The 26,724-nt window shown below is 54.7% G+C and carries 25 protein-coding genes; 7 read left to right on the top strand and 18 right to left on the bottom strand.

Features of this window, described 5'->3' with window-relative positions:
- Window positions 1–39 precede the first annotated feature (39 nt).
- From ACI7RC_RS04750 to ACI7RC_RS04760, 3 genes are all read left to right on the top strand, one after another.
- Window positions 40–942 carry a metallophosphoesterase gene (locus ACI7RC_RS04750; protein WP_408107091.1) on the top strand — a complete coding sequence of 301 codons (903 nt, stop codon included), beginning with the start codon at window positions 40–42 and terminating at the stop codon, window positions 940–942.
- Window positions 943–1,080: 138 nt separating this feature from the next.
- Complete coding sequence (locus ACI7RC_RS04755; protein ID WP_408107092.1) at window positions 1,081–2,112, top strand: PucR family transcriptional regulator; 1,032 nt, start codon at window positions 1,081–1,083, stop codon at window positions 2,110–2,112.
- Window positions 2,113–2,221: 109 nt separating this feature from the next.
- Window positions 2,222–3,334 carry an ABC transporter ATP-binding protein gene (locus tag ACI7RC_RS04760; protein WP_408107093.1) on the top strand — a complete coding sequence of 371 codons (1,113 nt, stop codon included), beginning with the start codon at window positions 2,222–2,224 and terminating at the stop codon, window positions 3,332–3,334.
- A gap of 143 nt (window positions 3,335–3,477) precedes the next feature.
- On the opposite strand, the gene ACI7RC_RS04765 is transcribed toward ACI7RC_RS04760, so the two are convergent.
- Window positions 3,478–4,350, bottom strand: coding sequence for a MurR/RpiR family transcriptional regulator (locus ACI7RC_RS04765; protein ID WP_408107094.1), 873 nt, complete (start codon window positions 4,348–4,350; stop codon window positions 3,478–3,480).
- A 171-nt stretch (window positions 4,351–4,521) separates the two neighbouring features.
- Here ACI7RC_RS04765 and ACI7RC_RS04770 point away from each other — a divergent pair, with 171 nt between their 5' ends.
- Window positions 4,522–5,940, top strand: a complete 1,419-nt coding sequence (locus tag ACI7RC_RS04770) for a S8 family peptidase (RefSeq protein WP_408107095.1) — start codon at window positions 4,522–4,524, stop codon at window positions 5,938–5,940.
- A gap of 186 nt (window positions 5,941–6,126) precedes the next feature.
- Here the strand turns inward: ACI7RC_RS04770 and ACI7RC_RS04775 are convergent, their stop codons facing one another.
- The 13 genes from ACI7RC_RS04775 to ACI7RC_RS04835 all read right to left on the bottom strand — a co-directional run bounded on the left by ACI7RC_RS04775 (window position 6,127) and on the right by ACI7RC_RS04835 (window position 19,266).
- Window positions 6,127–6,630: a DUF3907 family protein gene (locus ACI7RC_RS04775; protein WP_408107096.1), complete on the bottom strand. Its 504-nt coding sequence runs from the start codon at window positions 6,628–6,630 to the stop codon at window positions 6,127–6,129.
- Window positions 6,631–6,714: 84 nt separating this feature from the next.
- Window positions 6,715–7,902, bottom strand: coding sequence for an ABC transporter permease (locus ACI7RC_RS04780; RefSeq protein ID WP_408107097.1), 1,188 nt, complete (start codon window positions 7,900–7,902; stop codon window positions 6,715–6,717).
- A 4-nt stretch (window positions 7,903–7,906) separates the two neighbouring features.
- A complete protein-coding gene (locus ACI7RC_RS04785) occupies window positions 7,907–9,082 on the bottom strand; it encodes an HlyD family secretion protein (protein ID WP_408107098.1) in 1,176 nt (391 codons plus the stop codon).
- A 36-nt stretch (window positions 9,083–9,118) separates the two neighbouring features.
- Window positions 9,119–9,694: a TetR/AcrR family transcriptional regulator gene (locus ACI7RC_RS04790; protein ID WP_408107099.1), complete on the bottom strand. Its 576-nt coding sequence runs from the start codon at window positions 9,692–9,694 to the stop codon at window positions 9,119–9,121.
- A gap of 171 nt (window positions 9,695–9,865) precedes the next feature.
- Entirely contained in the window at window positions 9,866–11,458 is a 1,593-nt protein-coding gene (locus ACI7RC_RS04795; protein WP_408107100.1) for a family 10 glycosylhydrolase, read from the bottom strand.
- A 146-nt stretch (window positions 11,459–11,604) separates the two neighbouring features.
- Window positions 11,605–13,719 carry a 5'-nucleotidase C-terminal domain-containing protein gene (locus ACI7RC_RS04800; RefSeq protein ID WP_408107101.1) on the bottom strand — a complete coding sequence of 705 codons (2,115 nt, stop codon included), beginning with the start codon at window positions 13,717–13,719 and terminating at the stop codon, window positions 11,605–11,607.
- Window positions 13,703–14,536 (bottom strand): energy-coupling factor ABC transporter ATP-binding protein, encoded by an 834-nt coding sequence (locus ACI7RC_RS04805; RefSeq protein WP_408107102.1) that lies wholly within the window; start codon window positions 14,534–14,536, stop codon window positions 13,703–13,705. Before ACI7RC_RS04805 ends, ACI7RC_RS04800 begins: the two co-directional genes overlap by 17 nt.
- Complete coding sequence (locus ACI7RC_RS04810) at window positions 14,529–15,374, bottom strand: energy-coupling factor ABC transporter ATP-binding protein (protein ID WP_408107103.1); 846 nt, start codon at window positions 15,372–15,374, stop codon at window positions 14,529–14,531. Before ACI7RC_RS04810 ends, ACI7RC_RS04805 begins: the two co-directional genes overlap by 8 nt.
- Window positions 15,371–16,138 carry an energy-coupling factor transporter transmembrane component T family protein gene (locus tag ACI7RC_RS04815; protein WP_408107104.1) on the bottom strand — a complete coding sequence of 256 codons (768 nt, stop codon included), beginning with the start codon at window positions 16,136–16,138 and terminating at the stop codon, window positions 15,371–15,373. The genes ACI7RC_RS04810 and ACI7RC_RS04815 overlap by 4 nt, the downstream gene beginning before the upstream one ends.
- A gap of 36 nt (window positions 16,139–16,174) precedes the next feature.
- Window positions 16,175–16,780 (bottom strand): ECF transporter S component, encoded by a 606-nt coding sequence (locus tag ACI7RC_RS04820; protein ID WP_408107105.1) that lies wholly within the window; start codon window positions 16,778–16,780, stop codon window positions 16,175–16,177.
- On the bottom strand, window positions 16,777–17,547 hold the full coding sequence (locus tag ACI7RC_RS04825; protein ID WP_408107106.1) for a nucleoside phosphorylase: 771 nt from the start codon (window positions 17,545–17,547) through the stop codon (window positions 16,777–16,779). The genes ACI7RC_RS04820 and ACI7RC_RS04825 overlap by 4 nt, the downstream gene beginning before the upstream one ends.
- A 37-nt stretch (window positions 17,548–17,584) precedes the next feature.
- On the bottom strand, window positions 17,585–18,280 hold the full coding sequence (locus ACI7RC_RS04830) for a Crp/Fnr family transcriptional regulator (protein WP_408107107.1): 696 nt from the start codon (window positions 18,278–18,280) through the stop codon (window positions 17,585–17,587).
- 149 nt (window positions 18,281–18,429) lie between these two features.
- Window positions 18,430–19,266: a basic amino acid ABC transporter substrate-binding protein gene (locus ACI7RC_RS04835; protein WP_408107108.1), complete on the bottom strand. Its 837-nt coding sequence runs from the start codon at window positions 19,264–19,266 to the stop codon at window positions 18,430–18,432.
- Between the two features lie 127 nt (window positions 19,267–19,393).
- Between ACI7RC_RS04835 and ACI7RC_RS04840 the strand changes: the two genes are divergently transcribed.
- Both ACI7RC_RS04840 and ACI7RC_RS04845 read left to right on the top strand, forming a co-directional pair.
- Entirely contained in the window at window positions 19,394–19,588 is a 195-nt protein-coding gene (locus tag ACI7RC_RS04840; protein WP_408107109.1) for a hypothetical protein, read from the top strand.
- A gap of 103 nt (window positions 19,589–19,691) precedes the next feature.
- Window positions 19,692–20,777 (top strand): DmpA family aminopeptidase, encoded by a 1,086-nt coding sequence (locus ACI7RC_RS04845; RefSeq protein ID WP_408107110.1) that lies wholly within the window; start codon window positions 19,692–19,694, stop codon window positions 20,775–20,777.
- A gap of 237 nt (window positions 20,778–21,014) precedes the next feature.
- On the opposite strand, the gene ACI7RC_RS04850 is transcribed toward ACI7RC_RS04845, so the two are convergent.
- The 3 genes from ACI7RC_RS04850 to ACI7RC_RS04860 all read right to left on the bottom strand — a co-directional run bounded on the left by ACI7RC_RS04850 (window position 21,015) and on the right by ACI7RC_RS04860 (window position 24,710).
- Window positions 21,015–21,611: a class I SAM-dependent methyltransferase gene (locus tag ACI7RC_RS04850; RefSeq protein ID WP_408107111.1), complete on the bottom strand. Its 597-nt coding sequence runs from the start codon at window positions 21,609–21,611 to the stop codon at window positions 21,015–21,017.
- A 122-nt stretch (window positions 21,612–21,733) separates the two neighbouring features.
- A complete protein-coding gene (recQ, locus tag ACI7RC_RS04855; protein ID WP_408107112.1) occupies window positions 21,734–23,875 on the bottom strand; it encodes a DNA helicase RecQ in 2,142 nt (713 codons plus the stop codon).
- A 181-nt stretch (window positions 23,876–24,056) separates the two neighbouring features.
- Window positions 24,057–24,710, bottom strand: coding sequence for an HAD family hydrolase (locus ACI7RC_RS04860; RefSeq protein ID WP_408107113.1), 654 nt, complete (start codon window positions 24,708–24,710; stop codon window positions 24,057–24,059).
- A gap of 133 nt (window positions 24,711–24,843) precedes the next feature.
- On the opposite strand from ACI7RC_RS04860, the gene ACI7RC_RS04865 reads away from it, so the two are divergent.
- Window positions 24,844–25,767, top strand: coding sequence for a S66 peptidase family protein (locus ACI7RC_RS04865; protein WP_408107114.1), 924 nt, complete (start codon window positions 24,844–24,846; stop codon window positions 25,765–25,767).
- On the opposite strand, the gene cidR is transcribed toward ACI7RC_RS04865, so the two are convergent.
- Window positions 25,764–26,666, bottom strand: coding sequence for a cidABC operon transcriptional activator CidR (gene cidR / locus ACI7RC_RS04870; RefSeq protein ID WP_408107115.1), 903 nt, complete (start codon window positions 26,664–26,666; stop codon window positions 25,764–25,766). The two genes, ACI7RC_RS04865 and cidR, sit on opposite strands and share 4 nt — an antisense overlap.
- Window positions 26,667–26,724: the final 58 nt, after the last annotated feature.

Consider the following 26,724-nt stretch of genomic DNA (forward strand, 5'->3'; position numbering starts at 1 on the left):
TAAAGTATGGATTCTATCGATAGAAGAGGTGATAGTCCGATGTTATGGCCAATTGCCTTGCTCGCTTTTGCCGGCCTTGGCTTCAAGGCGTACCGCAATACCTTCCATCCGACAATCAACCGCGTCTCGATCGGCATCGCCCGAGAGAAGCGTGATATAAACGAAGCTTTTTCGCCTGTTCGCATTCTTCACTTGTCCGATTTGCACATGGAAAATATTTCGATCAAACCGGAGGCGCTCGTAGCCGATCTGGCTGGCGAAGCGCTTGATTTGATCGCGATCACCGGTGACTTTCTGGACCGCGAGTACAATATCCCCAAAGCGGTTTCGTTTGTGGAACAGCTGCAGCAGCTCTCCCCCCGGCTCGGCACGTTTGTCGTTTTCGGCAACCACGACTACCTGCTGTCTCCGGTCAAATTGGACTTGCTGCAAAGAGAACTTGAGCGGATCGGCTGCCGCGTGCTGCGCAATGAAACGGTTACGCTCGATGCGGCTGATGTGAAGCTGCACGTCATCGGCATCGATGACTACGCCACGCGACACAGCGACCTGGCCCAATCGTTCCGGCATGTTCCCGGTGACGGGCTGCGCCTCGTGCTTACCCACGATCCCAATGTCGTGCTGGAAATGCAGGAATACGACTACGATTACCTATTGTCCGGCCACTTCCACGGCGGACAGATCCACTGGCCGAAGCCATTTCATCTGGCCAAGATGGGGCAGCTCCCGCGGATGAACATCGTCAAGGGACTGCACTATTTGGACGGGCGGCCCTTCTACATCAATGAAGGCCTGGGGCAAACCGGATTGAACGTGAGACTCCGTTCCCGTCCGGAGATTACCGTACACACCTTGCAGGGCCAGCCAGCCCCGCAGGCACAAAAATCCGAGATCCTGCCCGCCCGGGAGAAAGCTGCCGTGCTGGCCGCAAGTGAAATGTAAGCTCAGAAACGCTTCCATCGCAAATGGTGGAGGCGTTTTTTTGCTTTGGCTGCTCGCAAACGATTGAGGTATAATCATAAGCAGCATCTTGCAATTGCGAATATTCTTTTTCCTTTATGCATGGAACGGAGGTAGCTAGTGATCGATAGATGGCGCCAAGAAATCGAGCGAATACGTCATACGACCAGCCTGCCGATCGAATTGATTCGTTGTTCCCTGAGTGAATGGGAGGCAAAGAAGCGGCAGTACGAACTCACGGGCGGAAAGGTTGTCATCAGCGAAGTCACGGAGACGGAAGTCTGGTTCGTCAGCGTCAGCCCGGACGTATGGCCAGAATCTGCCCTGGCCTTGTTACCCTTGTTGCTGCAGAGAGAGCCGGATCAGGCAAAGTCCGATCAGGAAGGTATGCGGGCCTGGCTGAAGGCTTGCTACTTGGGGCAGATCGCTCCTGTTCCCATACCGCTGCAAACGTCGTGGAACTGGGTAGACGAACGAATCTGTTTTATCCTGGAGCGGACAAAGCTGGAGAGAAGCGACTACATGGCAGCGTGGCTGGAGCTGCTGACCGATTTTTTTGACATGGGACAAAGACTGGAGCTGTATCCCCTGACCGACACCTCTGCCCTCCTCTTGCTGCCGCTCTCCCTGCTGTCTGAAGTCAAGACGGATACGGACACTGGCGAACTTCTCCGGCAGTCCCTGTTGGAGTGGGCTGCCGGCATACACGACCTGATATCGACGGAGGCGATGGAGAACGCGAGAGTGTTTGTCGCACCGCCGATCAGACGGCCTGAACAGCTTGCCGAAGCGCTGCGCGAGCTGGCTTCCCTGTCGCGTGCCGCAAAGCGCTTCTTGCCCAAAGCGATGGTCGCTGCGACCTGGCAGTACCGCCTGGAGATGTGGGTAGCCGAGCTGCCGGAACAGGCCGTGACGCTGCTTCGCCAAACGCTGCCTTGGGCGATCCGGCTGTCGGCAGAACAGCGGGAAACTCTTGCGGCACTCTGCTCCCACAATCTAAATATAAGTGAGACAGCCCGGGCATTATACATTCACCGCAACACACTGCTCTACCGCCTGGACAGACTGAAAGAGACGACCGGATTGGATCCGCGCCAATTCTCCGATGCGCTGCTGCTGCGCCTGGCCTTGCTGTTTGGTCAAAACCGCTAAGCAAATTTGTGCAGGATCGCCATAGAGACAACCGCCCGTGTTTCGTTATAGTAAGAGTAGGAAAATTCGGACGGGTTTGTAACACCTGTCCGTTAGGGAGGGAGTAATCGTGGCAGAAGTACGCCTGCATCACGTGTTTAAGCGCTATGGTAACGTCACGGCTGTAAGCGACTTTCATCTGGACATAAAAGATCGGGAATTTCTCGTATTAGTCGGCCCGTCCGGCTGCGGCAAATCGACCACACTGCGGATGGTTGCCGGATTGGAAGATATTTCCGAAGGCGATCTGTACATCGGCGACCGCCGCGTCAACGACGTGGCGCCGAAGGATCGCGATATTGCGATGGTGTTCCAAAGCTATGCGCTCTACCCGCACATGAACGTCTATGAAAACATGGCATTTGGATTAAAACTGCGCAAGTTCTCCAAAGCGGAGATTGACAACCGCATAAAAGAGACAGCGAGGATTCTCGACATTTCGCATCTGCTGGACCGCAAGCCAAAAGCGCTTTCCGGCGGCCAGAGGCAGCGGGTGGCGCTCGGGCGGGCGATTGTTCGCGAGCCGCAAGTCTTTTTGATGGACGAACCGCTGTCCAATCTCGACGCCAAGCTGCGCGTACAGATGCGTACGGAGATTTCCAAGCTGCATCAGCGTCTGGAGACGACCGTCATCTACGTGACCCACGATCAGACGGAAGCGATGACCATGGGCGACCGGATCGTCGTCATGAAGGACGGTTTGATTCAACAAGTGGCAACGACAAACGATATATACAACCACCCTGTCAATCAGTTTGTCGCCAGCTTCATCGGTTCGCCCAGCATGAACTTTATTACGGGTCGGACACGCGAGGAAGCAGGCAAGGTCTGGTTTGAAGCAAGGGGGATCGACATTCAATTTCCAGACGATAAGGCTCATCTGCTCAGGGAAAACGGGTATGTCGGAAAAGAGATAACCTTCGGCATCAGACCGGAGGACATATATAGCGACAACCAGTTTATTGCAGCCAACCCGTTTCAAAGCGTCTTCCAGGCGGAAGTCGATGTCGTGGAGAACATGGGCTCGGAGCTGTACATCTACTTCAACAACATCGGCAATGCGCAGATGGTGGCCCGCGTCGACGCCCGCGAAGGACTGCGCCCGAAGATGGCAGTCACACTCGGGATGGACCTGTCCAAATGCCACGTGTTTGACGCCGAGTCAGAGATCGCTCTTTTTTGAAACCCTTTGTTTGCGGTCCGGCCAAGGCCCCTTCGCAAACGTGGGGGCTTTTTGTCTTCCTCTCCAGTATTCCCCGCCAAGTGATTGCTATCCGCCGCGGAACTGGCCCCTCTCCCGGGTTAGAAGTTGAAAAAGCGCCTGGTTCACAGGCGCTTCAGTGAGATGGCTTCGCGGATTTTTTTGATGTTGGCTACCGTTTCGTCCTGTCTGCGCAGAGACACAGCCACGTATAAAACATCGATCAAACTGAGCTGCGCCAACCGGGAGGAGAGCGCTTCCGTCCGGAATACCGTCTCACGCGAGGTAGTGAACAGGCAGACATGAGCCATTTTGACCAGCGGCGATTTGCCGTAGCCGGTGATGCCGATGATCGTCGCTCCCGCCTCCTTGGCAATTTTCAGCGCCTCCAGAATGTCCTTGTTCGACCCGGAATGGGATATGCCGACGACGACATCGCCCGCTTGCAAGAGGGCGGCGGACATGACCTGGTAGTGTGAATCCGTGTGGAAGACGCATGGAATGCCTGTCCGAATAAACTTGTGATACGCGTCTTGGGCGATAACGGCCGAACCGCCCGTTCCGTAAAACTCAATCCGTCTGGCGGCGGACAGCTTTTCGATCGCGCTGCCAAGCGCTTCCCGGTTCGCATTGGTAATTTGCAGCGTATCGCGCAGCGTCTCGATGTCCGCGGTAAAGATTTTATCGGCCAATGCCGATACGTCGTCATCGGGATGAATCTCCTGATGGATGTTCTGCAGTGGATTTACCACTTCGCTCGCCAAGGCGATTTTCAAGGCCTGATACCCCTGAAAGTCCAGCCGCCGGCACAGGCGGAAGATGGTCGCCTCCGCGCATTCACATAAATCAGACAACGCTGTAATCGACAAGTGAATGATTTCCCCGGGATGCTCCAGAATGTAATCGGCAACCTGTTGTTCCTTTGTACTCAATTGGGGGTACATCGCGCGAATTCGCACAAAGACGCTCTGCGGCGCACTTGCAGTGAAATTGGTCATAGAAACACCCGCTTTGCTCATACAAAAAAATTTTCTTGTTTTTTATTATATCCGAAAATATTTATCAAAACCAGTTGAAAACCATCCGTCTCTCCCCCCTGTTTTTTCCTTCATAAACTCTTGGCCGACGTAGCAGGATATACCTACCTAAGAGTGTAGGGAGTGAGTCTGGTGAGAGCAATCGCCGCCGTTTTAGTAGCTGCTGTGCTGGTCCTTTTGGTTTCGATACCTGTCCAGCGCTACCGCGTACAAGAGTACAACGAACCCCATCCCTCCGTCACCTCGGTTCGTTCCGATATTCCCCGGATCAACTACATCGAACAAGCGCGGGACATCAGGCGGGAGGTTGAGAGCAGGCCTCATATTAAAAAAATCCACCACAACGAGCGGGACCGCAGTCACTACGTGGAACACGAGATCGTCGTTCGCTTCTCCCCGCGGCCGGATCAGGCCACCATACAAAAAATCCTCGCGAAGGTAGACGGCAAAATCAAGCGCGATTACGGGGAATCGATGATCATCAAGTCAAATTCAAAGACCACAAAAGAGATGATGAAGGTGTTTGCTGAGCATCCCGATTCCGTATACGCCGAGCCAAACTACCTGCTTTTGCCCAACGTGGTTCCGAACGACACCTACTACCACCGTTATCAGTGGAATTTGCCGATGATCGGTATGGAGGAAGGCTGGAACATAACGGAAGGAAGCAAAGACGTCATCGTCGCCGTAGTCGACACCGGCATCGACTTAAAACACCCGGAATTCAAAGGAAAGCTTGTCCCGGGTTACAACTTTATCGACGATAACGACGTGCCGATGGACGACAACGGACACGGGACCCACGTCTCCGGCATCATTGCTGCCCGCACCAACAACAGCGCCGGGATTGCCGGCATGTCGTGGAATAGCAAAATCATGCCGGTCAAAGCAATTGGTGCGGACGGTTCCGGTTCGGCGTTTGACATCGCCCAAGGCATCCGCTTTGCAACAGACAACGGAGCCGACGTCATCAACCTGAGTGTCGGCAACTACACCTCATCCGCAGCATTGCGGGAAGCCTGCCGGTACGCTTTTGACAACAATGTCATACTCGTTGCCGCCTCCGGTAACGACGACACCGACCAGCCGGGATATCCCGCCGCTTATCCGGAAGTGATGGGCGTGGCAGCAGTCGATCATCTCAAAGCCCGGGCCGATTTCTCCAACTATGGCGATTACGTCGATGTAGCCGCCCCCGGCGTCGACATACCCAGCACCTATATCGAGAGCGATTACGCTGCCTTGTCCGGCACGTCGATGGCATGTCCGCACGTGACTGCTTTTGCTTCCCTGATCCGATCCGTCAACCCCGGGATGAAAAACAGCGAAGTCATGCGCTTGATCCGAGAGACAGCCACCGATCTGGGAAAACCGGGCAAAGATCCGGAATACGGATACGGTCTGATCAACGTGAATGCCGCACTTACTCAGCTGCAAACGGCAGAAGTGCCGCCCATTCAGCAGTCGACTGATCAGAGGCGCTACAAAGGCGGTATTGGCGGGTTTATCAGCCGCTTTTTACACCGGCTTGGCTTTGGACAGGGGCTGTAGAGAAAAACGAGCAGGTTCATGTTATCATGAGCCTGCTTTTTTAATGGACAGGAAAATGTTGCAAAAAATTTTCTGAATATTTTATAAAAAGATGTTGTGCAATCACCCGGCAAAATTGTATACTATTACTACTGGCATGATCCAAAAAAAAAAGCAGCTCTATTAGGAGCTGCGGTTCACTTCTGATCAAACGGATGACATCACTTCATTGGTAGGAATGGTATCATTTTCAAAGTAGTGCAGATCATTGCGCATTTGCTCAAATGTCTTGGAGAGGGCAAGCGTCAATTGGCGAAGCTCCGGTATGACCTCTTTGCTGAAAACAATCGGTTCTTCTCCCGCATAGCCCATCCGGCTGTTCTCGTCGTACACTTCCCCTTTGGGATAGTAGAAGCAGTTGATGCAGGTGTGGTAAACGTTGTGCAGCACCTCTTGAGCGAATTCCTCGCTAAAGCGGGCCCTCCGGAGACATACCCCCACTTTTTCGTAGGCATTCTCCGAATTGACGAGCAGATGGCGCAAGTCGGAAAGGTAGCTCCGGTAATAAGCTTCGAACTCCTCCGGATCGCCGCTTCTCTTGACCAATTCTGACAGCGTCACCTGGTTGAGAAAGCGTTCCAACTCCATGCTTACCCTTTTTAACCGCCGAAAAGTCTCTTCACACAGCAATTTCAAGTGAGTTCCAGACATGGGTACCTCCTTGGGAAGAGAAATGTTAAATTAGTTCCTTTTCTATTTTATGAAACCCCTTTCAAAGATACAAGGCTTTTCTTTTTACAAGTTTTGCATGGTCGACAGATTTTCCACCGGCTCGATTGCCCGCTTCCGATTCCATAAATACGCGAGAAATGCGGCAAATATGCCGATAATCGCCATGAGACAGAGCACGAGCAGATCTTGTCGAATATAGTCGAATCCATGACCTTTCGTCAAAATTTCCCGAACGGCGTGCAAAAAATACGTAAGCGGGAGCGATTGGCTGATTCCGGCGATCACCGGAGTCATGGACATGGTCGGCCAGGTGTAGCCGGAAAGCATGAACGACGGGACGGCGATCAGCATGGCTACCTGTGTGGCCTGCAGCTGGTTGGGCGAAAAGAAGGAAATCGCCAGGCCCAGTGCCAATACCGCCACGTTAAAGATGATTCCCGCCAGCATCAGCCAGAGCGGATTGCCGTAGGAGGGGATCTGAAATCCCTTTAACAGCAAGGTGTAGGTAATCAACAGGCTGAAGGTGGACAGGATCAGGTAGGGAAGCATTTTTCCCGCCAGCAATTGACCAAAGCTGTGTTCCCGAATCGTTTGCTGCCAGGTTCCCGCTTCCTTCTCCCGCGTCACGGCGATGGCGATGCCGAGGAAGACGACCTGCTGCAGCACGGTCCCGCCGAGCCCGAATACCATGAACGACAAATAGCTGAACGTCGGGTTGTACAGGACTCGGTAGCGATAATCGATTCCGGTCAGAAAACTCTTCCCCTGCTCGCCCCACTCCCCTTTGGCTTCAAGCTGCTTCAGCGTAACGCCTGCGGATACCGTCTTGACGATCGTGCTCGCCGCGCGTACAGCGGTATTGGAGATCATCAGGTTGCTGCCGTCGATGATCGTCAATACCTCCGTTTGCTGCCCGCGCTTCAACTTATCGGACAGGCCGGCCGGGATGATGATCCCGACGTAATCCTCCCCTGCATCAATCCGCCGGCTCAGTTCCGCTTCACTGTCTACCATGGCTGAGACGGCAAAGGTCTGATCCTGGTCAAAAGCGCGAATCAACTCCCTGCTCAGCTCCGACTGGTCGGCATCAAGGACGACCGTCGGCAGTTCCATTACCTTCCGTTCGCTGTAGAGGAATCCGAACAGCGTCGTATAGAGCAGGGGGACGATCAGCATCACCAGTACGATCGTCCGGTTGGCAAAAATAGATCGCCACTCGTTTAGAAACAGTTGGGAAAGTTTATTATTCACCACTTCACTCCCCTTCTATCCGCCATTCAACCGTAAGTCCGGGCCGAAGTCCTGTCCCGGCAAGGTCAAACTTCACCTGGAAGGCGCGGATATCGCGATCTCCCAACTCCTGTGTCGCTCTTTTTACGGCAAAATCGGCTGCCGGCGATACCGCCAAAACCTTGGCCTGCACCTCTTTTTGCAGCGCCGGCACATACAGTGTCTGCAGATCTCCGGCTTGCAAATGGCCCAGTTGATTTTCATCGACGTACAATTTGACAAACAGGTCGGCGTCAGATTGTATCGTCACGATCGCTGCACCTTGGGCGACAAGCTCGCCGCGTTCCGCTGTCACCGATTTGACTGTTCCCGCAACAGGTGAAGTCAATATCGTATTGCGCAGGTAAGCCTCCATTTCGTCCAGCGCTCCCTTGGCCTGTTTCACGCCTGCATCCGCCGACTTGACGTCAGATTCCCGGACACCCACCTGGCCGCGTCCCGCTACGGCCTGTTCGTAGGCCGCTTGCGCCTGCTCCCATTGGGCCTTGGCCGCATTCACCTGCTCCTGGCGGGCGCCGCTCTTAGCCATCGCCAACTGCTCCTGGGTTGCGGAAAGTTCAGCCGCCGCTTTTTCGTATCCGGCCTGGGCTTCTTCCACCTGAACCTGGGGAACCGCACCCTCGGCCAACAGGTTCTGCATCCGCTTCAGGTTGTTCTCGGCTGTCTCCTTCGCCGTTTGCGCCGCCTTCAGTTTGGCCTGAAGCTGTGAGATTTCCTCAGGGCGTGCGCCGTTTTTATTCGCTTCATACTGCGCTTGGGCTGCAGCGACAGCAGCTTTTGCTTGAGCGATTTGCGCATCAGACGTCTGGGCTGTGACGCCTACCCCTTGTTTGGCTTGCTCCAATTTGGCCAGGGCCAGCTCGTATGCCGCCTTCGCCTGATCCCGTTTTGCCAGCAGTTCGTCGCTCGTCAGCTTCGCCACAGTCTGCCCCTCGGTTACGCGGTCGCCTTCCTTCACTGTGATCTCCTCGATCTGGCCGCTCATCTTAAAGGCCAGATTTACCTCTGTTCCTTCCACCACTCCGGTCACCTGTTGGTTCAACTGCCCTACTGCGCTGCCCGGGGACAGCAAATAGAACGTCAGCACGGCAATACATGCCAAAAAAGCAGCCACACCGATCCACGCTCTTCGTTTATTCATGTTCTTCTCCCTCTCCCTCTTCATCCGGTCTTTCTTTTACAGCCCCAAAGCCCCTTTGCACAGGGCAATCAATGTGGAGCGCGTCTCTTCTGTGTACAGCGGCTCGCCCAAAAACAGCCGGCGAAGCGCCGTAAATCCAATCATGCCAAACAGCGCCGATGTCAATGTCTGTGTATCCAGCTCGTTATTTAGCATCCCTTCGTCTTGCAGCCCGCGAAAATACGCTTCCATCGTGCCGAAGTAGTCGGCGAGAATCGAACGGACTAGCTCATCCCGCTCGCGGTCTCCAGAGCTGACATTAAGCAGCAGCAGGCATAGTTCCCGCTCGCTGTCGAAAAAGCGAAGATGCTCATCCATCAAGTACAGCAGCCGCTCATTCAGGGGGCGGGAGGTGTCTTTCATCGCCTCCGTAGCGGCGGCGATCAGCTTTTCCACCCCTTTGCGATTGACGTAGACGAACAGCTCTTCCTTTGTTTTGAAGTGGTAATACAAGGTTCCTTTGGCCACCTGGGCGATATCGGCGATCGCATCCATGGAAGTTTCGCTGTACCCGTGTTCAGCAAAAGCCTGCAGGGCCCCTTGAGAGATCTGGTCTTTTTTCGATCTGGCCATCTATTCACCAACTTTCGTTTTTGAACTGACTGGTCAGTTCAAAAACTAGTATATCCAGATTCATCCTGTTCGTCAACAAGGTGATTCTCCATCCTTCATTTTCCGCCCAAAAAGAAAAGCAAGATTAGAATTTCTTCTAACCTTGCTTTTTTGCTGCTGCGGGAGACGTCTTTAGCGGCGATAGTATTCGGTAAGAGCTTGCACCAACCCCAGCGGATTTTTCCGCAGATCCTTGGCGCTGAAGAACACGTCCCCGGCTATTTCCGGGTACTGGGTGTTGAACTGCAGCTGGTTGATGATTTCCTGTGCGGACTGCCAGCCGGCTTCCGTCGTCCCCAGCTTGTACGGGGCGTGGCCGATGTACAGCTTGACATTGGTGCCTTTCACTTCGTTTGCCCACCATGCCACCAGCTTGTCGTACTGGGCAGGAGCAAAGGAGAAACTCCAGTAGATTTGCGGCATGACGTAATCGATCCACTCCTGCTGGATCCAGGTCCTCACGTCGGCATGCATGTTGTCATAGGCGCTCACGCCGGCCTTGGTATCGGAGCCGGTAGGGTCTGATGACTTGTTGCGCCAGACGCCGAAGGGGCTGATCCCGAATGGGAGGCCGGGCTTGGCGTTGTGAATGGACTGCCCCAGGTCCTTGACGAACTGGTTGATGTTGTCGCGGCGCCATTCATCCTTGGCGGCAAATTTTTTGGTGTTGTACGTTTTGAATGCGGCATCGTCCGGAAAATTTCCGCCGGAGGGATAAAAATAGTCGTCCAGATGGACCCCGTCAATCTCGTAGCGATTCACAACCTCCATAATTTCCGCAATAATTTGCTGACGTGCCTGGGGAATGCCCGGATTGATGTACAGTTTGTCCTGCGACTTCACGATCCAGTCCGGATGCTGCTTGGCGATGTGAGCAGGCGCCAATTGGTCCGTTTTTGCGTCGGTGTTGGCCCGAAACGGATTGAACCAGGCGTGGAATTCCATCCCGCGTTTGTGCGTCTCCTCAATCATAAAGGCAAGCGGGTCGTAACCCGGATCCTTGCCTTGTGTACCGGTCAGGAAGCGCGACCAGGGCACCATTGTCGACGGGTACAGGGCATCCGCAGCTGGGCGGACTTGGACGAACACAGTATTTAACCCCATCCCCTGGAGCTCGTCCAACAGCTTCACGTATTCCTGCTGCTGCTTAGCCTTGTTGCCATACGAACCGCTGGACGGCCAATCCAGATTGAATACGGTTGAAATCCAAGCGCCGCGCATCTCATCTCCAGTCTTGGCCTGCTCCCCGCCGGGCGTTTGCTCGGGCAGAGCCGGGATCTCTAGATTTCCCGTATTGAGGGTAATCGTCTGGGTCGCCTGATTCCAGTTCACCTGCAGGCCGAGCTGTTCACTGACGAACCGGAGCGGCACCATCACCCGTCCCTGCCTGTTCTCGACGGAAGCATCCAGCACGACACTCGCGCCGTTCACCCGGGCGGACTTTTGATTGACGATCATCGCTATCTCCGTCCCCGCCTTGTTGATCGTCGCTGTCTGCGCGCTTTGCGACCAGGAGACCTGCGCCCCGAGGCTCTCGCTGATGACCCGCAGCGGAACCATCGTGACGCCCACGCTTGGAAGTATGTACGGAGCCACGTCACTTTCTACTTTTTGCCCGTCCAGATAGATGCTGATCCCCTGCGCCTGGGCATGGACCGGCAGGCTCATCGCCGGGACGCACAGCGCCAGCATGAGCAGCAGGATAAACCACTTGCGTAGTACCATTCTCCAAATCCTCCAAACAATTGTAATCGTATTTTTTCTATCAATCTCCCAAAGGGTTAGACGTCTGTTTCCACCGTTTGTTTCGGTAAGAGGAAGGAAAAGAGAAAGAACGGCCGAAAAACCGACCGTTCTTTGTCACATTTTGTTTACAAGTTCGCCACAGGTTCCTTTGACTCCAGCAGGCGAATAAAGGAATCCAAAGCGGCCGCCGCTTGTGCGCGGGTCATCTTGTCTGTCGCGGCGACGTTCTTCAGCGGTTCCATCAGGGCATCCGCTGCGGCATCGACCTTTTGCTTCTTCAGAGCGTTTGTCAGCATGATCTGTACCTGTTCTTTCGTGATCGGGCTCATCGGGGCGAAGCGATCCCCTTCAACACCTTGAATCAGCCCTTGTTGGTACGCCTCCCGCACCGCTGTGTAGTACCAGTCCCCGGTCGCTACGTCTTTGAACGGCAGCTTGGCGGACTGTTCCGGCTCCGCGCTCACTCCCAACACCCTCGTCAAGAGTGCGGCGAACTCCGCCCGGGTGATCTGCTCGTCGGGCCCAAACCGGGCAGCGGATTCTCCTTTCATAATGCCCTTGGCATACAGTTTCACGATGCTTGCGGCAAACTCGTGTCCATCGATATCGGCAAAATCCGGGTACCCGGACGGTTTGCGATCCGTAACCGTGATCCGCTGCTCCGCTTTCGGGGCGATCGTGCCTTGCTGCTGGACATTGTCCATGACAAGCAGCGAGATCAGCGGGCCGGCATGGCCGTCTACCAGCACTTTGGCCTTCGGCAGCATCTCGTAGCCGTCGCCGCCCCCTGCCAGGTAATCCGTCGTCCCCAGCGTGTACGTCGCCCGTTTATCCAGCGGCTTGCCGCCTACTTTTACTTCGACGAGGCGGAAGCCCTTCGCCAGCTTCGGATTGTAGCTAAACTGGATTCCGCTTACCTGCGGGAAGCGTCCCGCTCCGGATTCCAGCTCGCTCACGCCGTTTTCCAGCGCGTTCCACAAATCTTCGCCGGAGACTTCCAGCTTCACCAAGTAGTTTTGAAAAGGCAGGGTCTCCATGATGTTCCGCTTCGTGATCTGGCCGGGGGGAAGCACGTAGTCGGCTCGGATATCTCCACCGCCGACGATCGCCACATCCGATTGGATGTACTTTCGCACGGCATCGGCCACGTAGTTGCCGATCGGGGTCTCCCCTTTGCGCTGGGTGGCCTTCATGATGTCCAGCTCGGTTTCGGTCTTGCCGATGACGACATCCAGCTCTTTGTCCAGGCGGCCGTTGTAGTCGTCCATGATCTGTTTCACTTTCGGATCGGGCTTGAATTCGGCCTTCTTCACTTCGTCTTCCAGGGTATACCGATGGTAATTGAAATCGTTTATTTTTCCATCTTTTACCTGAAGGTTGATCTGGCCCAGATACGTAAATTCATCGCCGATAAACCACAGCAAAGTATCATTGATCTTTTCCGGCATCTCATAGGCGAAGGCGGCGTGATCGCCGACGATCAAGTCGATGCCGTCCACTTCCTTCGCCACGATTCTCGCTTCCGGGCTGGCCAGATGGGAAGAGACGATGATGATCTCGGCTCCGGCTTGTTTCATCTGCGGCACGATTTTTTTCATCGCCGCTACCGGATCGCCGACGATGTTGTCCCCGACATCGGAAATGGCCGGCGTCTCCTCCGTGGTCAAACCGGTAAGTCCGATCTTGACGCCGTTCACCTCTTTGATGATAAACGATTTGGCCCCTTCCGCTTCCGCGAACGTCTTCCCGTTCTTGTCCGTGACATTGGCGCTGACCCAAGGGAAGGTGCTTGCTGCGACCAGTTTTTTCAGCTGCTCCGGCCCCATGTCGAAGTCGTGGTTGCCGAAGGTATCGACGTCTACCTTCATCGCATTGAACACGTCGATCATATGCTGTCCCATAAATACCGTGGACAAGAGCGATGTCGCCGTGTCGTCGCCATTGGCGATCACCAGCGAATTCGGCTGCTTCGCGCGGATTTGCTGGATGAGTCCAAAGTAGTTGGCGATATTCTTGGGGTCTTTCTCCGTATAAAAATTGCCATGGAAGTGGGTATCGTGGATGATCGTGACGGTCGTTTCGGACAGGGGGTGCTTGCTCATCTCGTAATTCTCGCCGACAAAATTCAACTCTCCCGCCGAACCGGCTGTTGGATGGGCCGCTGCCTGACCTGCAAGCGCTGCGACCATCAGCAGGCATGCCGTCAGCGTGGCAAGCCATTTTTTACATGTGATGCGCATTTGTCTCCCTCCGTTCGTTCTTTTTTCGCTGCCATTCGATGAACTCCCCGGCTGTCAGAATCGTCTGCGGGATTCCCAGACTCTCTGCAAGCTGGGTGATGTACGGCGTATCCAGGCAAGCTTGCCGCAGCAGTTCCTTGTGTGAAAACACGTCCCGGGTCGAGCCGTCGAGCAGTACGCGCCCCTGGCTCAAGACGACTGTCCGCTCGAAGTTTTCCGCGACAAAATCCATGTCGTGGATGATCGTCAGGACAAGCTTTCCTTCCGCTTTCAACGATTGGATGATCTGTTTGATCCGCTCTTTTCCGGCGAAATCCTGGGCAATGGTGGGTTCATCCAAAATGAGAATGTCGGTATTCATCGCGAGAATCGAAGCGATGCTGACCAGTTTTTTCTCTGACAAGCCCAGATCGTGCGGGTTGGCCTCCAGCTGGTCAGCGAGGCCGACCCGCTCCAGGGCAGAGACAGCGCCCGCTTGCGCCGCTTGCCTGTCTTGTTTCAGATTGAGCGGCCCGAACATCACCTCATCCAGGACGGTTCGCTTGAAAATCTGATCATTCGGATTTTGAAAGACAAGTCCGATATGCCGGGACAGCTGTGCGACCGTGGCCTCCTTCGTATTGATGCCGCGAATGAAAATGTCGCCTTCGCTTGGTCTGAGCAATCCTTTCAGCAATTTTACCAGCGTTGTTTTGCCCGCGCCGTTTTGGCCGATCAATGCAGTGGCGCGATGGTCAAATTCCAGGCTGACTTGCTTGACGATATCATGGCAAGCCTCATAGGCAAATGAAACGTTCTCCAGCCGAATGTTACTCACGCTGCATCACCAATGCCCGAAAAGCCTCATCCAGCGTTGCCGGATAGTATGGCTCGCCCGCTTGTTTCGCATCCAGCGCTTTGCACACCTGTGTATAGACGGGGGCGGCAACACCGTACTGGTCCAGATCGTCTCTGGAAAACACCTTCTCCGGGCGGTCAAAATCGATGAGCCTGCCTTCGTGCAGCAACAGGACGCGGTCAGCGTATTGGGCGACTTTCTCCATTTTGTGTTCCGCCATAATCACCGTCATCCCTTCCCGGCTTAAGCTCTGGATGGCCCGGAAGACCTCCTCCGAGCCCTGCGGATCCAGCTGGGACGTCGGTTCGTCGAGTACAATGATCTTCGGCCGCATCGCGATGATGCTGGCGATGGCCATGCGCTGCATCTGTCCGCCCGACAGGTCGAACGGGGCGCGGTCTTTAAACGGGAGCATTTGCAAGAGGTCGAGCGCATGGTCGATCCGCTCGATCATCTCTGCCCGCGGAACCCCGAGATTTTCCAAACCGAAGGCAATCTCCTCGTAAACGGTCAGCTTGGAACCCGTCACCTGGGTAAACGGGTTTTGAAAGACGATGCCTACTTTCTTGCTGATGTCGTCCACCTGGCTCTTGCCTACTTCCAGGCCGTCGACGATGACTCTTCCGCCGTATCCGCCATGGTAAAAATGGGGAACCAGTCCGATCAACGCCTGGCAGAGCGTGGATTTCCCCGCCAGATTTTTGCCGACGATCCCGATAAATTCCCCTTCCTCCACTTCAAAGGACAGCTCGTCTAACGCCAGGTTTTTTGTCAGCGGATAGCGGTACTTCAGCTGCTCTACGACAATGGTTTTCATGACAAAATCCTCCAAATGATGACGATCATCACAACTCCGATCAGACCCCACTGCAGCACGGCGCTGTATGGATACGTTTGTTGTTCGTGTAAAAAGGTTTTTTCGCCGGTCGCGTTAAATCCTCTCACTTGCAGCGCCAAGGCGCGCTCTTTGGTATTCAGCAAGGAACTGAGCACGACAGGGCCGAGCAGTGGAAAGAAGGCCCTGATGCGCACCAGCAGACTCCCGTCCGTCTCCATTCCCCGCGAACGCTGCGCATCGGTGATCGTGCCCATTGTCGCGACCATTTGCGGAATAATTTGAAACACGGAGCTGAGCACGTATCCAATGCGCGGAGATAGTCCCTTGCGCACGAGCGCTTCCACCAGGTCGGACGGCTTGGTCGTCAGCACGAGAATGGAAAAAGCGCAGACGATGTTCAAGGCGCGGAAACAAATGCCCAGCGCATACCAAAACCCTTCCTGGTATACCCCAATCGAGCCGATATAGAACCAGGCCGTGGCATTGCCGGGGTGAAACAGCGATTGAATGACGATCACCGTGGCGAGCACAAAGGCGACGAAGCCGAGGATCGGCAATGCCCTGCGAAAGACCTTGGCGATCAGAAGAAGGCATACGCTGAGCAGCAGCCAGACCCAGGCTGCGTGGAACGAGGGCGCGATAAAGGGAACGACAATGGCTGCACCGATGTAGTACAGCTTGGTAATCGGGTCTACGCTGTGTACCGGCGAATGACGGTTAACGTATAAACTCATGGACTTCAAGGAACTTCACCGTCTTTCTTTCTGCTCGCGATGATTTTAAATCGATTCCGTCTTGTTGTTGTTTTTGTAAAGCATGGTCAAGCTCTGCGGCAAAATGCGATAAATCCCGTATGCCGCCAACACGGTGATCACCTTGTCCGGCAAGTCGACGACCAGTTCATCGAGGAACGAAGCCAGCCAAGTGGAGCCGGTCTGCGACATGACGTAGGTAAACAGGGCATCTCCCCAGAAATTGCCCGTCTGGCCTCCCCAAAACCAGACATTGAGCGGCGTAGAGATGATGACAGCCGTGATCCCGACGGCCAAACCGACAACGACCGCTTTTCCCCAGCCGGAAATCCAGCCCTTAAACGCCATGTAACCGGCGACTAGTCCCATAAAGACGCTGGTCAGCGCGTAAATAAACGAAATCGGATCAACGGTCAGGCCATAAATGATATTGTTGATCAAGCCGGACAGCGCCCCGATGATCGGTCCCGCCAGCATGCTGGACAGGACGGTGCCGATGGCGTCGAGCCACAGCGGCAGCTTGAGGACGCCTGCAAACAATTTGCCGATGTAGTTAATGCCGACCGCGACCGGAATCAGAACAATCGCGGCGACGGAGAAGCGGAAAGACCAGATGCTTTGGTTCGCGCTCATTTCACAGCCTCCTCGCAAGTTGTTGCTTCATTATGGACACTTACAATCGTCTCTAGTGCCACCAGAATTTCTCTCTCCTCGCCCTGTTTGCAGGCGGCACTGGCGTCTACATACTCGTTGATGCCTGTTTCCAGATCGCCGTCAGCCTCAACCACGACATTCAGGATGGAGGCGACCTTCAAGCCTTTTAAGCCGCCGATGACAAACAGAGCGGCGGTCTCCATATCTGCCGCCAATATCCCCTTGTCAGACCAATAGCGGTCGATTTGTTCCTCCCTGTCCGTGTAAAAACTGTCGTGGCTGCGAACTCTTCCGCATTGGTGGCGAATATTCAGTCGCTTTGCCGTCTGATTGAGGTACATCAGCAATCGGTGATCAGGAATGGCGGGATACGATTTTTCTATATAGGTAGTCGAGGTTCCGTCATCCCGCACCGCCCCGGAAGCGATGACCAGATCCCCCGGCAGGAGCCCTCTTTGCAAGGCGCCGCAGCTGCCGATGCGGATCATCGTTTCAACGCCGATCTTTTTCAATTCTTCCACGGCGATTCCCAGGGAGGGGCCGCCGATCCCGGTCGAGGTCACGAGTACCCTTACCCCTTTGTACATGCCGGATACGGTACGAAATTCCCGGTTGTACATCAACTCTTTCGGTTGCTCCAAAAATCGGGCGACTACGTCGACCCTTTGCGGATCTCCAGGCAGTATGGCGTATCTTGCGCTGTCAGCTGCGCCGATGCGAATGTGGGGTTGGACCGAGTCTGCCACGAATGATGACACCTTCCTTCAGGCTGTGCAAGCCAAATCACTGAAATTTGCTCGCTATTTTCTCTTCCTTTAATTTTTCGATATCTCTGATGAAAATACCCTGACTATGAAGATCGATGATTCCTTTTTCCTTCAGGCTTTGCAAAATCCGGTTGATACTCCGCTGGGTTACGGCAAACTGGCTGCTGAGCTGCGTCTTGTTGACGTTTATCCACAGCTCGTTTTCTGCTTTTCCGGTTTGCACCAGGGATTCGACCAAAAAACTGCATACGCGATGGTACAAAGAATAAAGCGTGTCGTCTCCTACCTTTTGGGATAAATTGTAAAATGCTTCAGACAAGTACTTGATCATCAGCCGATTCAAGTTCATGTCTAATTCCAGCCACCGAAAGAACAGCCCCCTTTCCAATCCAATCAGCTTCAGATCGGTAAGCGCCTTCACGTTGCAGACAAATGGTTTCCGTTCGAAGATTTCCAACTCGCCGATGAGATCTCCCTTCTGGTAAACCGTAAGCGAGTACTCCCGGCCATTCTCAGCCAAAATATTGATATCGGCCGAACCTTCCACGATGATGTGCAGGCAGTCTTGCACGTCTCCCTGGCGGAAGACGGTCGAACCGCGGGGGTACTCGGCGAGCTTCCACTGCCGCAGGATGTCATAAGGACAGTGCTTCAGCAATTGATAGATCTTCGGCTCTTCTTCGATCAGTTTGATAACAGCGCTTACATCCATCTGTTCACCCCCTATCATACCGGTTTCCATACTGGATAAACAGGACGGCTGTCCCCGTCCATCAACATTATAAGGCTATTTTGAGCCGAATTTGCAACCACTTTGGGAAATATGTCCCGATCGCAAGCCCCAGGACCTTTGTCCGGGCCTCACTCCGGTTTTTGCTGAAAGTACTTGTCGTAAATCTCCTGCAGCTTGCCGTTTTCCTTGATCGTTTTGAGCCCTTGATTGATCTTGTCCAGAAACTCGGCATTTCCTTTCCGCACCATAATCCCGTAATACTCTTTGTCAAAAGAATCGTCCCGCAATAGTTTGTACTTTTTCTCTTTCATTTTCGGCAGAAAGTACTGCAGGAATCCGTTATCCGCGATCACCGCATCCACCCGGCCGTTAAAAAAATCTTCGATTGCCCCCAAAAAGTCATCGTAGCCCCGCAGGCCCTCATAGGTCTTGCCAAAGGCCTTTTGCAGGACGACTTCCCCTGTGGTGGCCGACTGTACGGCAATTTGTTTCCCCTTTAAATCAGCCAGCTTGGCAGCAGGCGAATCCTCCGGCACCATGATCAGCTGGGTCGCTTCAAAATACGGGTCGGAGAAATCAAATTTCTTCTTCCGCTCATCCGTGATCGTAATAGCGTCAATACCGGCGTCGATCGAACCTTTCTCAATTCCGTCAAACAGCGGATCCCAGCCGGTGGGCATGATCTCGATCTGGAAGCCGGCTGCTTCTGCGATCGCGGTAATCACGTCCACGTCGAAGCCGGCAACCTTGTTTTTGTCCATCATCTCAAACGGCGGAAAGGTCACCTCCATTGCGACGACGTATTTTTTCTCCGGAACGGCTACCTGCTTTGTCCCTGCCTCCTTGCCCGACTCCTGCCCTGCTTTCTGCCCTGCCGTCTGATCAGCCGTGCCGCATCCGACAGTAAGCAGCGAGAGCAGCATCAGTGTCGTTAGCGCTTGCAGCCAATATCTGTGAATTCTCACGTTCATCACCCTCCTTCTAGGCGCTATAGTTATGAGGGTATTTGTGTTCAAATATTTTGTCAATTGTATTTTTCCCTGCATTCCCCCCACCTTCTGGTACTCTAACGAACGGAAGGAGGTGAGAGTGATGGATAAGCATCTGTACTTTATCGTCAGCCTGAAAGATGCTGTGCGGCTCAACAGTGAACTGCTGCGGCGCGGGATTTCCCGCTACTATCTCCAGCCCCACGGTGAGGGAGTGGCATTCGTCTTCGAGAAAGTATCCCGTTTTCGACGAGTCACGTTGCAACATCTCTTCCGTACAGATGGCGAACTCCAGTAGAATGACGGCCAGCCCCTCCTTGCGGGGGGCTGGTCAATCCACTACCGCTTTCAGACAATATCTGATAATAATTAGGAATGATGAAAAAGAAAGAGTGATATTCATGACGAACAGAGTACGGCTTCGCGACCTTGGCCTCTCGATTGGAAGATATGAAACAGGCAAATGCAATGCGATCACGGATATTCCCGGCGTCATGGTCGGGCATGTCACCCTGTCTGAACAAATCGCCGATGACCGCGCGATTCGCACCGGCGTGACAGCCATCCTCCCGCACCCGGACAACCTCTTCCGGGAAAAGGTGCTGGGAAGCTGCCATGTGATCAACGGGTTTGGCAAAACGGCGGGAACCATCCAGCTGCAAGAGCTGGGTACGATCGAAAGTCCGATCCTCTTGACCAATACCCTTTCCGTCCCTGCCGTACTGGAAGGCACAATTCGCTACCTCCTTGGGCAAAATCCGGAAATTGGCAATACGACGGGAACCGTAAATGCCATCGTGGGAGAATGCAACGACGGCTATCTCAACGATATACGCGGACTGCATGTCAGACCGGAACACGCCTGCCTGGCGATTCAATCCGCGAAATCCGGCCCGGTGGAAGAGGGCTGCGTCGGGGCGGGCACCGGGATGTCCTGTTTGGGGTACAAGGGCGGGATTGGAACCAGCTCGAGAATCGCCGCGTTCGGACAGCGGCAGTACACCATCGGCGCGCTGGTGCTGAGCAATTATGGCGAGAGGGCAGATTTGCGCCTGCCCGGCGGCGGAACGCTGCTGCCTCGTTCATCGGCCGATCCCGAAAAGGAAAAAACCCCGGATGGGTCGATCATGATCATTCTCGGAACAGACGCTCCGCTAAGCGAGAGACAGCTCGGGCGGATCGCCAAGCGGGCCGCTTTCGGACTGTCCCGAACCGGCTCTTACGCGGCACACGGCAGCGGCGACATCGTCATCGCCTTCTCGACGGCCCACCGCATTCCCCACCGCCCCGAGCCGGAGCAGGAAACCCTCCCCTACGCCTTTTTGAGAGAAGACGGGGAGTGGATCTCCCGCCTGTTCGAGATGACAGCGGAAGCGGTAGAGGAAGCGATCTGGAATTCCCTGTGCATGGCGTCTACTACGGTGGGACAGAAAGGGCGGGTGCGGGAGGCGATTCCGTATCATATCCTGCTGACGGAGAGGGTTTGACAACCTTCTCCCTGTTGAAACTCACGAGAAGAAACGTCAGGAAGAGCCTCCCTGTTTAAGCATAGCGGGAGGCTGTCTATTAACTGTGGAAAAAGGGAGGGCTGCCCTTGGTAATGTTGAATTTAGAGTAATTTGGGTGGATTTGGCGCAATCAACCGCCTTAAGCCATACCAAGAAATCGGGAGTATTTGTGAGAAAAGAATGGATTTTATTGATTTTTTTACCCGACGTCGACTTTCACTTTCTTTTCAAAACGACCAGGTTGCCCTTCATTCCTTCTTCGCTATAGCCTTTTCCGACCGTCATCTGGATCGGCAGCACCGGGCCGCGTTTAAAATACCGGCCAAAGTGCCGGTCCACCGATTGTTCGGTCACGACGACAAAATGTCCTTCCTCTGCCTTGTCGCGACAGCCTCTGAGCAGCATCACCCCGCCGGGTTTGAGCACCCGCGCGACTTCCTCCGCAAATCGCCCTCGATTTTCTTCGGAGATACTGTGAAAACAACCGCGATCATTGACCATATCCACGCATTGGTTTTCCAACGGCAAATCCAAGGCATCGCCCAGACGCCAGTCCACCTGAACCTCCGCTGTGTTTGCCCGTTCCCTGGCGATGTTCAAGGCGGCGGCACTCAAATCGACGCCGATTACGCGATATCCCCGCTGGGCAAGAAAAATGGCTTCGCTGCCCGCGCCGCAGCCTACATCCAAAGCGGTAATGTCAGGGGGAAGGTCCATGCAAGCCACGAACGCGACCAATTCTTGAGACGGGTGCGGGAGATCCCAGTAGTCTCGAAAGTTTCCGCTCGTATACACTTCATCCCAATCTCTCATCCTGTCAACCTCCGTTCTTTTGTTAATTGTAATTATCGCTTATCACGGTCGTCAAAGGACTGCACTGTGTCCGATTGAAGCCGACAACAGGTTTTGCACAATGAATCGACTGCCTGCAACCCTCAAGACCTCACCAACTCACCCGCATGCTTGGCAATTACCGCTTTGATCGCCATGTAGTCGACTTCCTTCGGCAGCTGCTCCTTGATTGGCTTTAGCTTTTCGGCGCCCAGTTCGCGAATGGCATCCAGAATGGCCGCTTCATGGGCTGCGGGTATAAACGAATCCCAATCCACGTCATGCCCCTCCTGACCGCAGCGGATCAGATGATCCTGAATCGTCACAAGCCCCAGCTTTCTTTCGGCAGCGATCTCTTCCAGCGTTTTTCCCTCTTGATACATCTGCAGCGTCAACAGATGGCTGGAGACCTTTTCCCTTTTCGCCTCGTCAGCAACATCCGTCTGCTCCTGCCCGCTGTCAGCGCGGGACAGTCCGTGCTCCTCCACATATTGATGGATCGCCGCCAAAAACGGGGCGGCGTATTTTTTCGCCTTTTGTTCGCCTACTCCTTTTACCTGCAAAAACTCTGCTTCGCTCATCGGGCAGCTTTGGCTCATTTCCCGCAAGGCGCTGTCCGCGAAGATGATGTAAGGCGGAACCTTGTCCCGCTGGGCAAGTTCGCGGCGGAGCTGGCGCAGCTGTTCGAACAGCGTGTCATCGCCGCTTTGCCGGACCTGCCGCATCCACACGCGCTGGTAGACCCGCTCCTCACCTCCAAGCACCGGAAGCGCCTTCGGCAGCAGGGAAAGTACCGGATACTGACTGTCCGTCATCCGTATGTACTCTTCCGCGATCAGCAGATGGATGAACTCGCTGATCTGGGCCTCCGTGTACTCCGCCATGATCCCGTATGTCGACAGCTGCTCAAACCTGAACTGGCGCACCTTCTGGGTGTTGGCTCCCTTCAGCACCTGGGCCACCAGTTTGACGCCAAAGCGCTCGTTCATCCGCCGGATGCAGGAGAAGATCTTCTGGGCGATCGTCGTCATGTCCGTCAATTCTGCCTCGCTGCTGCAATTGCTGCAGACGCCGCACTCCAGCAAGTCCTGTTCGCCGAAATACTGCAGCATGTACTGCTGCAAACAGCGGGTCGTATGGCAGTAGCCCACCATGCTCTGCAGTCTTTCGTATTCCAGCGGCTTGCGGTCTGCCGCCTCCACCGACTGCTCGATCAGGTACTTCTGGATCTGCACGTCCTGCGGAGCGAAGAGCAGGATGCACTCGCTCGGTTCTCCGTCCCGGCCGGCGCGGCCCGCCTCCTGAAAATACGCTTCCATATTCTTCGGCAGATTGTAGTGGATGACGAAGCGAACATTGGATTTGTCGATGCCCATGCCAAATGCGTTGGTGGCAACGATCAGCCGAATCTCGTCAAAGAGGAACGCTTCCTGGCTGGCCGTCCGCTCCGCGTCGCTCATGCCTGCGTGGTATTTGCCTACAGCGTACCCCTTCCTCTGCAGAAACGCGTGCAGGTTATCTACCTCTTTCCGGGTCGCGGCGTAAATGATCCCCGCCTGTTCCGGATGGGCGGTGAGGTACTTCAAGACAAACTCAGACTTATTCCCGCTTTTCACCACTGAAAACGCGAGATTTTCCCGATAAAATCCCGTGACAAATACTTCCGGGGCAAATAGCGACAGCCGCTCCACGATGTCGGCCTGAACCTCAGGGGTAGCCGTCGCCGTAAAGGCCGCCACGATCGGCCGGGCGGGCAGTTTTTCCACAAAAGCGGCGATGGCCAGATAGCTGGGGCGAAAATCATGCCCCCACTGGGAGACGCAGTGGGCTTCATCGACGGCGACCAAGGAAATCGGCAGCTGATCCACGAGTGTGCCAAAGCTGTCCGTCTCCAGCCGCTCCGGAGCCACGTAGATCAGCTTGAACTCCCCTTTTCTTGCCCGGGAAATCCGTTCAGCCGCCTCCCGATAATCCAGCGAACTGTTGATGTAGGTCGCCGGGATGCCGACGCTGTGCAGTGCATCTACCTGGTCTTTCATCAGCGAAATCAGCGGCGAGATAACCAGGGTAACCCCCGGCAGCAGCATGGCGGGAATCTGGTAGCAAATCGACTTGCCGCCGCCCGTCGGCATGATGGCAAGCGTGTCTTTTCCTTGCAGGATGCTGGTGATAACCGGTTTTTGTCCGTCCCGAAAGGTCTGATAGCCGTAGTAACGTTGCAATGCTTTCTCTGCTTCATGCAGCATATACGAGACCTCGCTTTTTCTGTATTGCTTCTATTATACAAAAAGACTGAGAAAATCTCCTAACAGCCGGATGGGCAAAGCAATTTTTGTCAGGAGCACTTCCTGAAAAGACGGAACCATTCTGGCGCAAAAGAAAACGGGCCTGCCGATCCTATTTTCAGGATGGGCGAGCGCCGCCAAATCAGGCCAGTATGATGTCCCTGATCCCTTGAATGTCTGACACAAGATACGTCGGATTTTCCCGGAGCAGTTCTTCCCTCGAACCGTATCCATACGTGACGGCGATCGAGTCGATCCCCGTGTTGTATGCCCCGATTACGTCGTACTTTCTGTCGCCGATCATGATGAAGCCGCGTTTTTCCCTATCAGGATACTGCTCCAGCGCGTACTCGATCACCTCTGTCTTTGCGAGCCGGGTGCCGTCCAGATTGCTGCCGACCACCAGATCAAAGTAATCGTCAATCTGAAAATAACGCAATATCTCCTCCGCAAACGGCGTCGGCTTTGAGGTGGCCACCACCAGCTGCCGCCCGGATCGCTTCAACTCCTGCAGTAGCCCGGGAATCTCCGGGAACAGCACGTTTTCGTACATCCCCTTCTCCTTGAAGTACTCTCTGTAGTAGTGGATGGCCCGGTCCGTCTCCTCCGCGTTGAACCCGTACCACTCAGGAAAGGAATCCTGCAGCGGAGGCCCGATAAACGGCTCCAGCTTGTCCAGATCTGGCTCATCAATGCCTAAGTTTTTCAGGGCGTACTGCACTCCTCTGGTGATGCCGATCTTCGGGTCCGACAAGGTGCCGTCCAGGTCAAATAGAATCACTTGATAGCTGCGCATGTTGCTCCCCCTGACTGTTATTAAGTGTACTTCCGCCATTTTAACACAGATGGGCGGGGCAAACGCGTACCTGGTTTCCGCTCGCGCCATATACATAGTCTAACGAAAAGCCTAACGTCAGGAGGAAAACGTCATGGCGATCATGCCGCCTATCCTGCGGCAGGGAGATACCATCGGCATCGTCTCGCTCGGCAGCCCGCTTTCGTCCAATACGATCGCGGCGCGGGTCAACACGCTGCGGGGCATGGGGTTTGAGGTCGTATTCGGCCAATACGTCTTTGGCAACCTCGGGCTGGTCTCCGCCACGAAAGAACAGCGGGCTTACGACCTGATGAACATGTTCGCAGACAAGGACGTGAAAATGATTCTGCCCGTCCGCGGCGGAGTCGGTGTAGCCGATATCCTGCCCTACCTCGACTATCGTATGATTCGGGAAAACCCCAAGATCGTAACCGGCTACAGCGACATTACGGTGCTGTTGAACGTACTGGCCCAGAGAAGCAGGCTGATCACCTTTCAAAGCCTCATGCTGATCGACTTTCGGCCAACCACTCCCGCCTACAACTTCGAACAGTTCTTTACCGCCACCTCTACGGTCACCGCTCCCCGGCTCATTCAGAACCCGCCGGGCATGCCGCAGATCAGCAAAGTGCAGGGAAACGTCACCGGCCCCATCGTCGGCGGCAACCTTACTTCCTTTGTCGACACCTTGGGAACAGCGTTCGAGATCGACACCAGAGGAACGATTCTGCTGCTCGAAGAGACCCATGAGCCTGCCAATCACGTCTACCGCATGCTGGAGCACCTGTGGCTGGCGGGAAAATTGGACGATTGCCTGGGCATTGTCATGGGAGAATGCACCAACTGCGAAGTATCCTACCGGACGTCTTACGATGATTTGATCAATGATGTACTCGTCCCGCTGGGCAAGCCGCTGATGACGAACGTAGCCACTGCACACGGGCTGTACAAGGCGGCGATCCCGATCGGCGCCAGGGTGAACCTGAACACGTTCACCAATTCCCTGACGGTGCTGGAGCCGACCGTTGCTCCTTAAGCTTCGTCGCCCCTATTTCGCGAGAGCAAGTCCCTGGTGAAACGGAGCCATTCCCGAGCGGCAAAGGACAGGTAGCGGTCTTTGTGCCAGATGACTGCGAGATGCCAGGGGATTTCCGGGTCGACCAGGCGAAGCGTGCAGACGCGTTCCTCGTCCAGCTCCCGGCAGATTGTCTCCGGCAAGAGCGCTATTCCCAGATTGGCCGCCACCATCTCGCTGATGAAGTCCCACTGCGAGCTTTCGTAGACGACACGGGGCCCGAAGCCGGCGCGAATGCATTCAGCGAGGATCCGGTCGTGCAGAGCGAAGTCCTCCCGGAACAAGATAAACGACTCCCCCGACAGCTCCGGCAGGGAAACCCTCGACCGGCCGGCCAACGGGTGGGACGGGTGGACAAGCAGTCTCAGCTTTTCGTTGACAAAGGAAAAATGGTGGAAGATCTCGCCCTTGGTCGGCAGTACGACGACGCCTAAATCGAGCGTCCCGTTTTCCACGTCAGCCTCTACTTTCTTCGCACCGTCCTCGACGAGCTGGATCGTCACGTCCGGGTATTTCTCGTGAAAGCTGCCGATCACCCGGGGAAAAAAGCTGGCCCCAACCATCGGCGGCAGTCCGATGCGCAGGTGGCCTCGCTTTAGATTCATCAGGTCGCCCAACTCCGCTGACAAATGCTCAAACGATGAGACGATGGGCTGGGCCTGGGAAAAAATCACCTGGCCGGCATCCGTCAGCTCCACCTGCTTGCCCGACCGGTCAAACAGGACAACCCCCAGCTCCGCTTCTATGCTTTTGATCATTTTGCTGATCGTCGGCTGCGTGATGTGCAAAGCCTGTGCCGCCTTGGTAAAGCTCTTGCTGCGGGCAACCTCGAGAAAATACTGCAGATGGCGGATATCCATGACAACTCCAACCTCCAGACTATAGATAAAATGAATCGAGATGATTCCATATATGTAT

This window comes from Brevibacillus sp. B_LB10_24 (assembly GCF_046036945.1).
In the GTDB taxonomy this organism is placed as follows: domain Bacteria; phylum Bacillota; class Bacilli; order Brevibacillales; family Brevibacillaceae; genus Brevibacillus_C.

Coding starts and splice junctions, on each gene's coding strand:
- ACI7RC_RS04850 (WP_408107111.1), bottom strand. CDS start 21,611: ATGAGAGATTGGGATGAAGTGTATACGAGCGGAAACTTTCGAGACTAC.
- ACI7RC_RS04810 (WP_408107103.1), bottom strand. CDS start 15,374: ATGAAAACCATTGTCGTAGAGCAGCTGAAGTACCGCTATCCGCTGACA.
- recQ (WP_408107112.1), bottom strand. CDS start 23,875: ATGCTGCATGAAGCAGAGAAAGCATTGCAACGTTACTACGGCTATCAG.
- ACI7RC_RS04840 (WP_408107109.1), top strand. CDS start 19,394: ATGGATAAGCATCTGTACTTTATCGTCAGCCTGAAAGATGCTGTGCGG.
- ACI7RC_RS04750 (WP_408107091.1), top strand. CDS start 40: ATGTTATGGCCAATTGCCTTGCTCGCTTTTGCCGGCCTTGGCTTCAAG.
- ACI7RC_RS04785 (WP_408107098.1), bottom strand. CDS start 9,082: ATGAATAAACGAAGAGCGTGGATCGGTGTGGCTGCTTTTTTGGCATGT.
- ACI7RC_RS04860 (WP_408107113.1), bottom strand. CDS start 24,710: ATGCGCAGCTATCAAGTGATTCTATTTGACCTGGACGGCACCTTGTCG.
- ACI7RC_RS04830 (WP_408107107.1), bottom strand. CDS start 18,280: ATGGATGTAAGCGCTGTTATCAAACTGATCGAAGAAGAGCCGAAGATC.
- ACI7RC_RS04775 (WP_408107096.1), bottom strand. CDS start 6,630: ATGTCTGGAACTCACTTGAAATTGCTGTGTGAAGAGACTTTTCGGCGG.
- ACI7RC_RS04800 (WP_408107101.1), bottom strand. CDS start 13,719: ATGCGCATCACATGTAAAAAATGGCTTGCCACGCTGACGGCATGCCTG.
- ACI7RC_RS04790 (WP_408107099.1), bottom strand. CDS start 9,694: ATGGCCAGATCGAAAAAAGACCAGATCTCTCAAGGGGCCCTGCAGGCT.
- ACI7RC_RS04820 (WP_408107105.1), bottom strand. CDS start 16,780: ATGAGCGCGAACCAAAGCATCTGGTCTTTCCGCTTCTCCGTCGCCGCG.
- ACI7RC_RS04865 (WP_408107114.1), top strand. CDS start 24,844: ATGGCGATCATGCCGCCTATCCTGCGGCAGGGAGATACCATCGGCATC.
- ACI7RC_RS04845 (WP_408107110.1), top strand. CDS start 19,692: ATGACGAACAGAGTACGGCTTCGCGACCTTGGCCTCTCGATTGGAAGA.
- ACI7RC_RS04765 (WP_408107094.1), bottom strand. CDS start 4,350: ATGACCAATTTCACTGCAAGTGCGCCGCAGAGCGTCTTTGTGCGAATT.
- cidR (WP_408107115.1), bottom strand. CDS start 26,666: ATGGATATCCGCCATCTGCAGTATTTTCTCGAGGTTGCCCGCAGCAAG.
- ACI7RC_RS04795 (WP_408107100.1), bottom strand. CDS start 11,458: ATGGTACTACGCAAGTGGTTTATCCTGCTGCTCATGCTGGCGCTGTGC.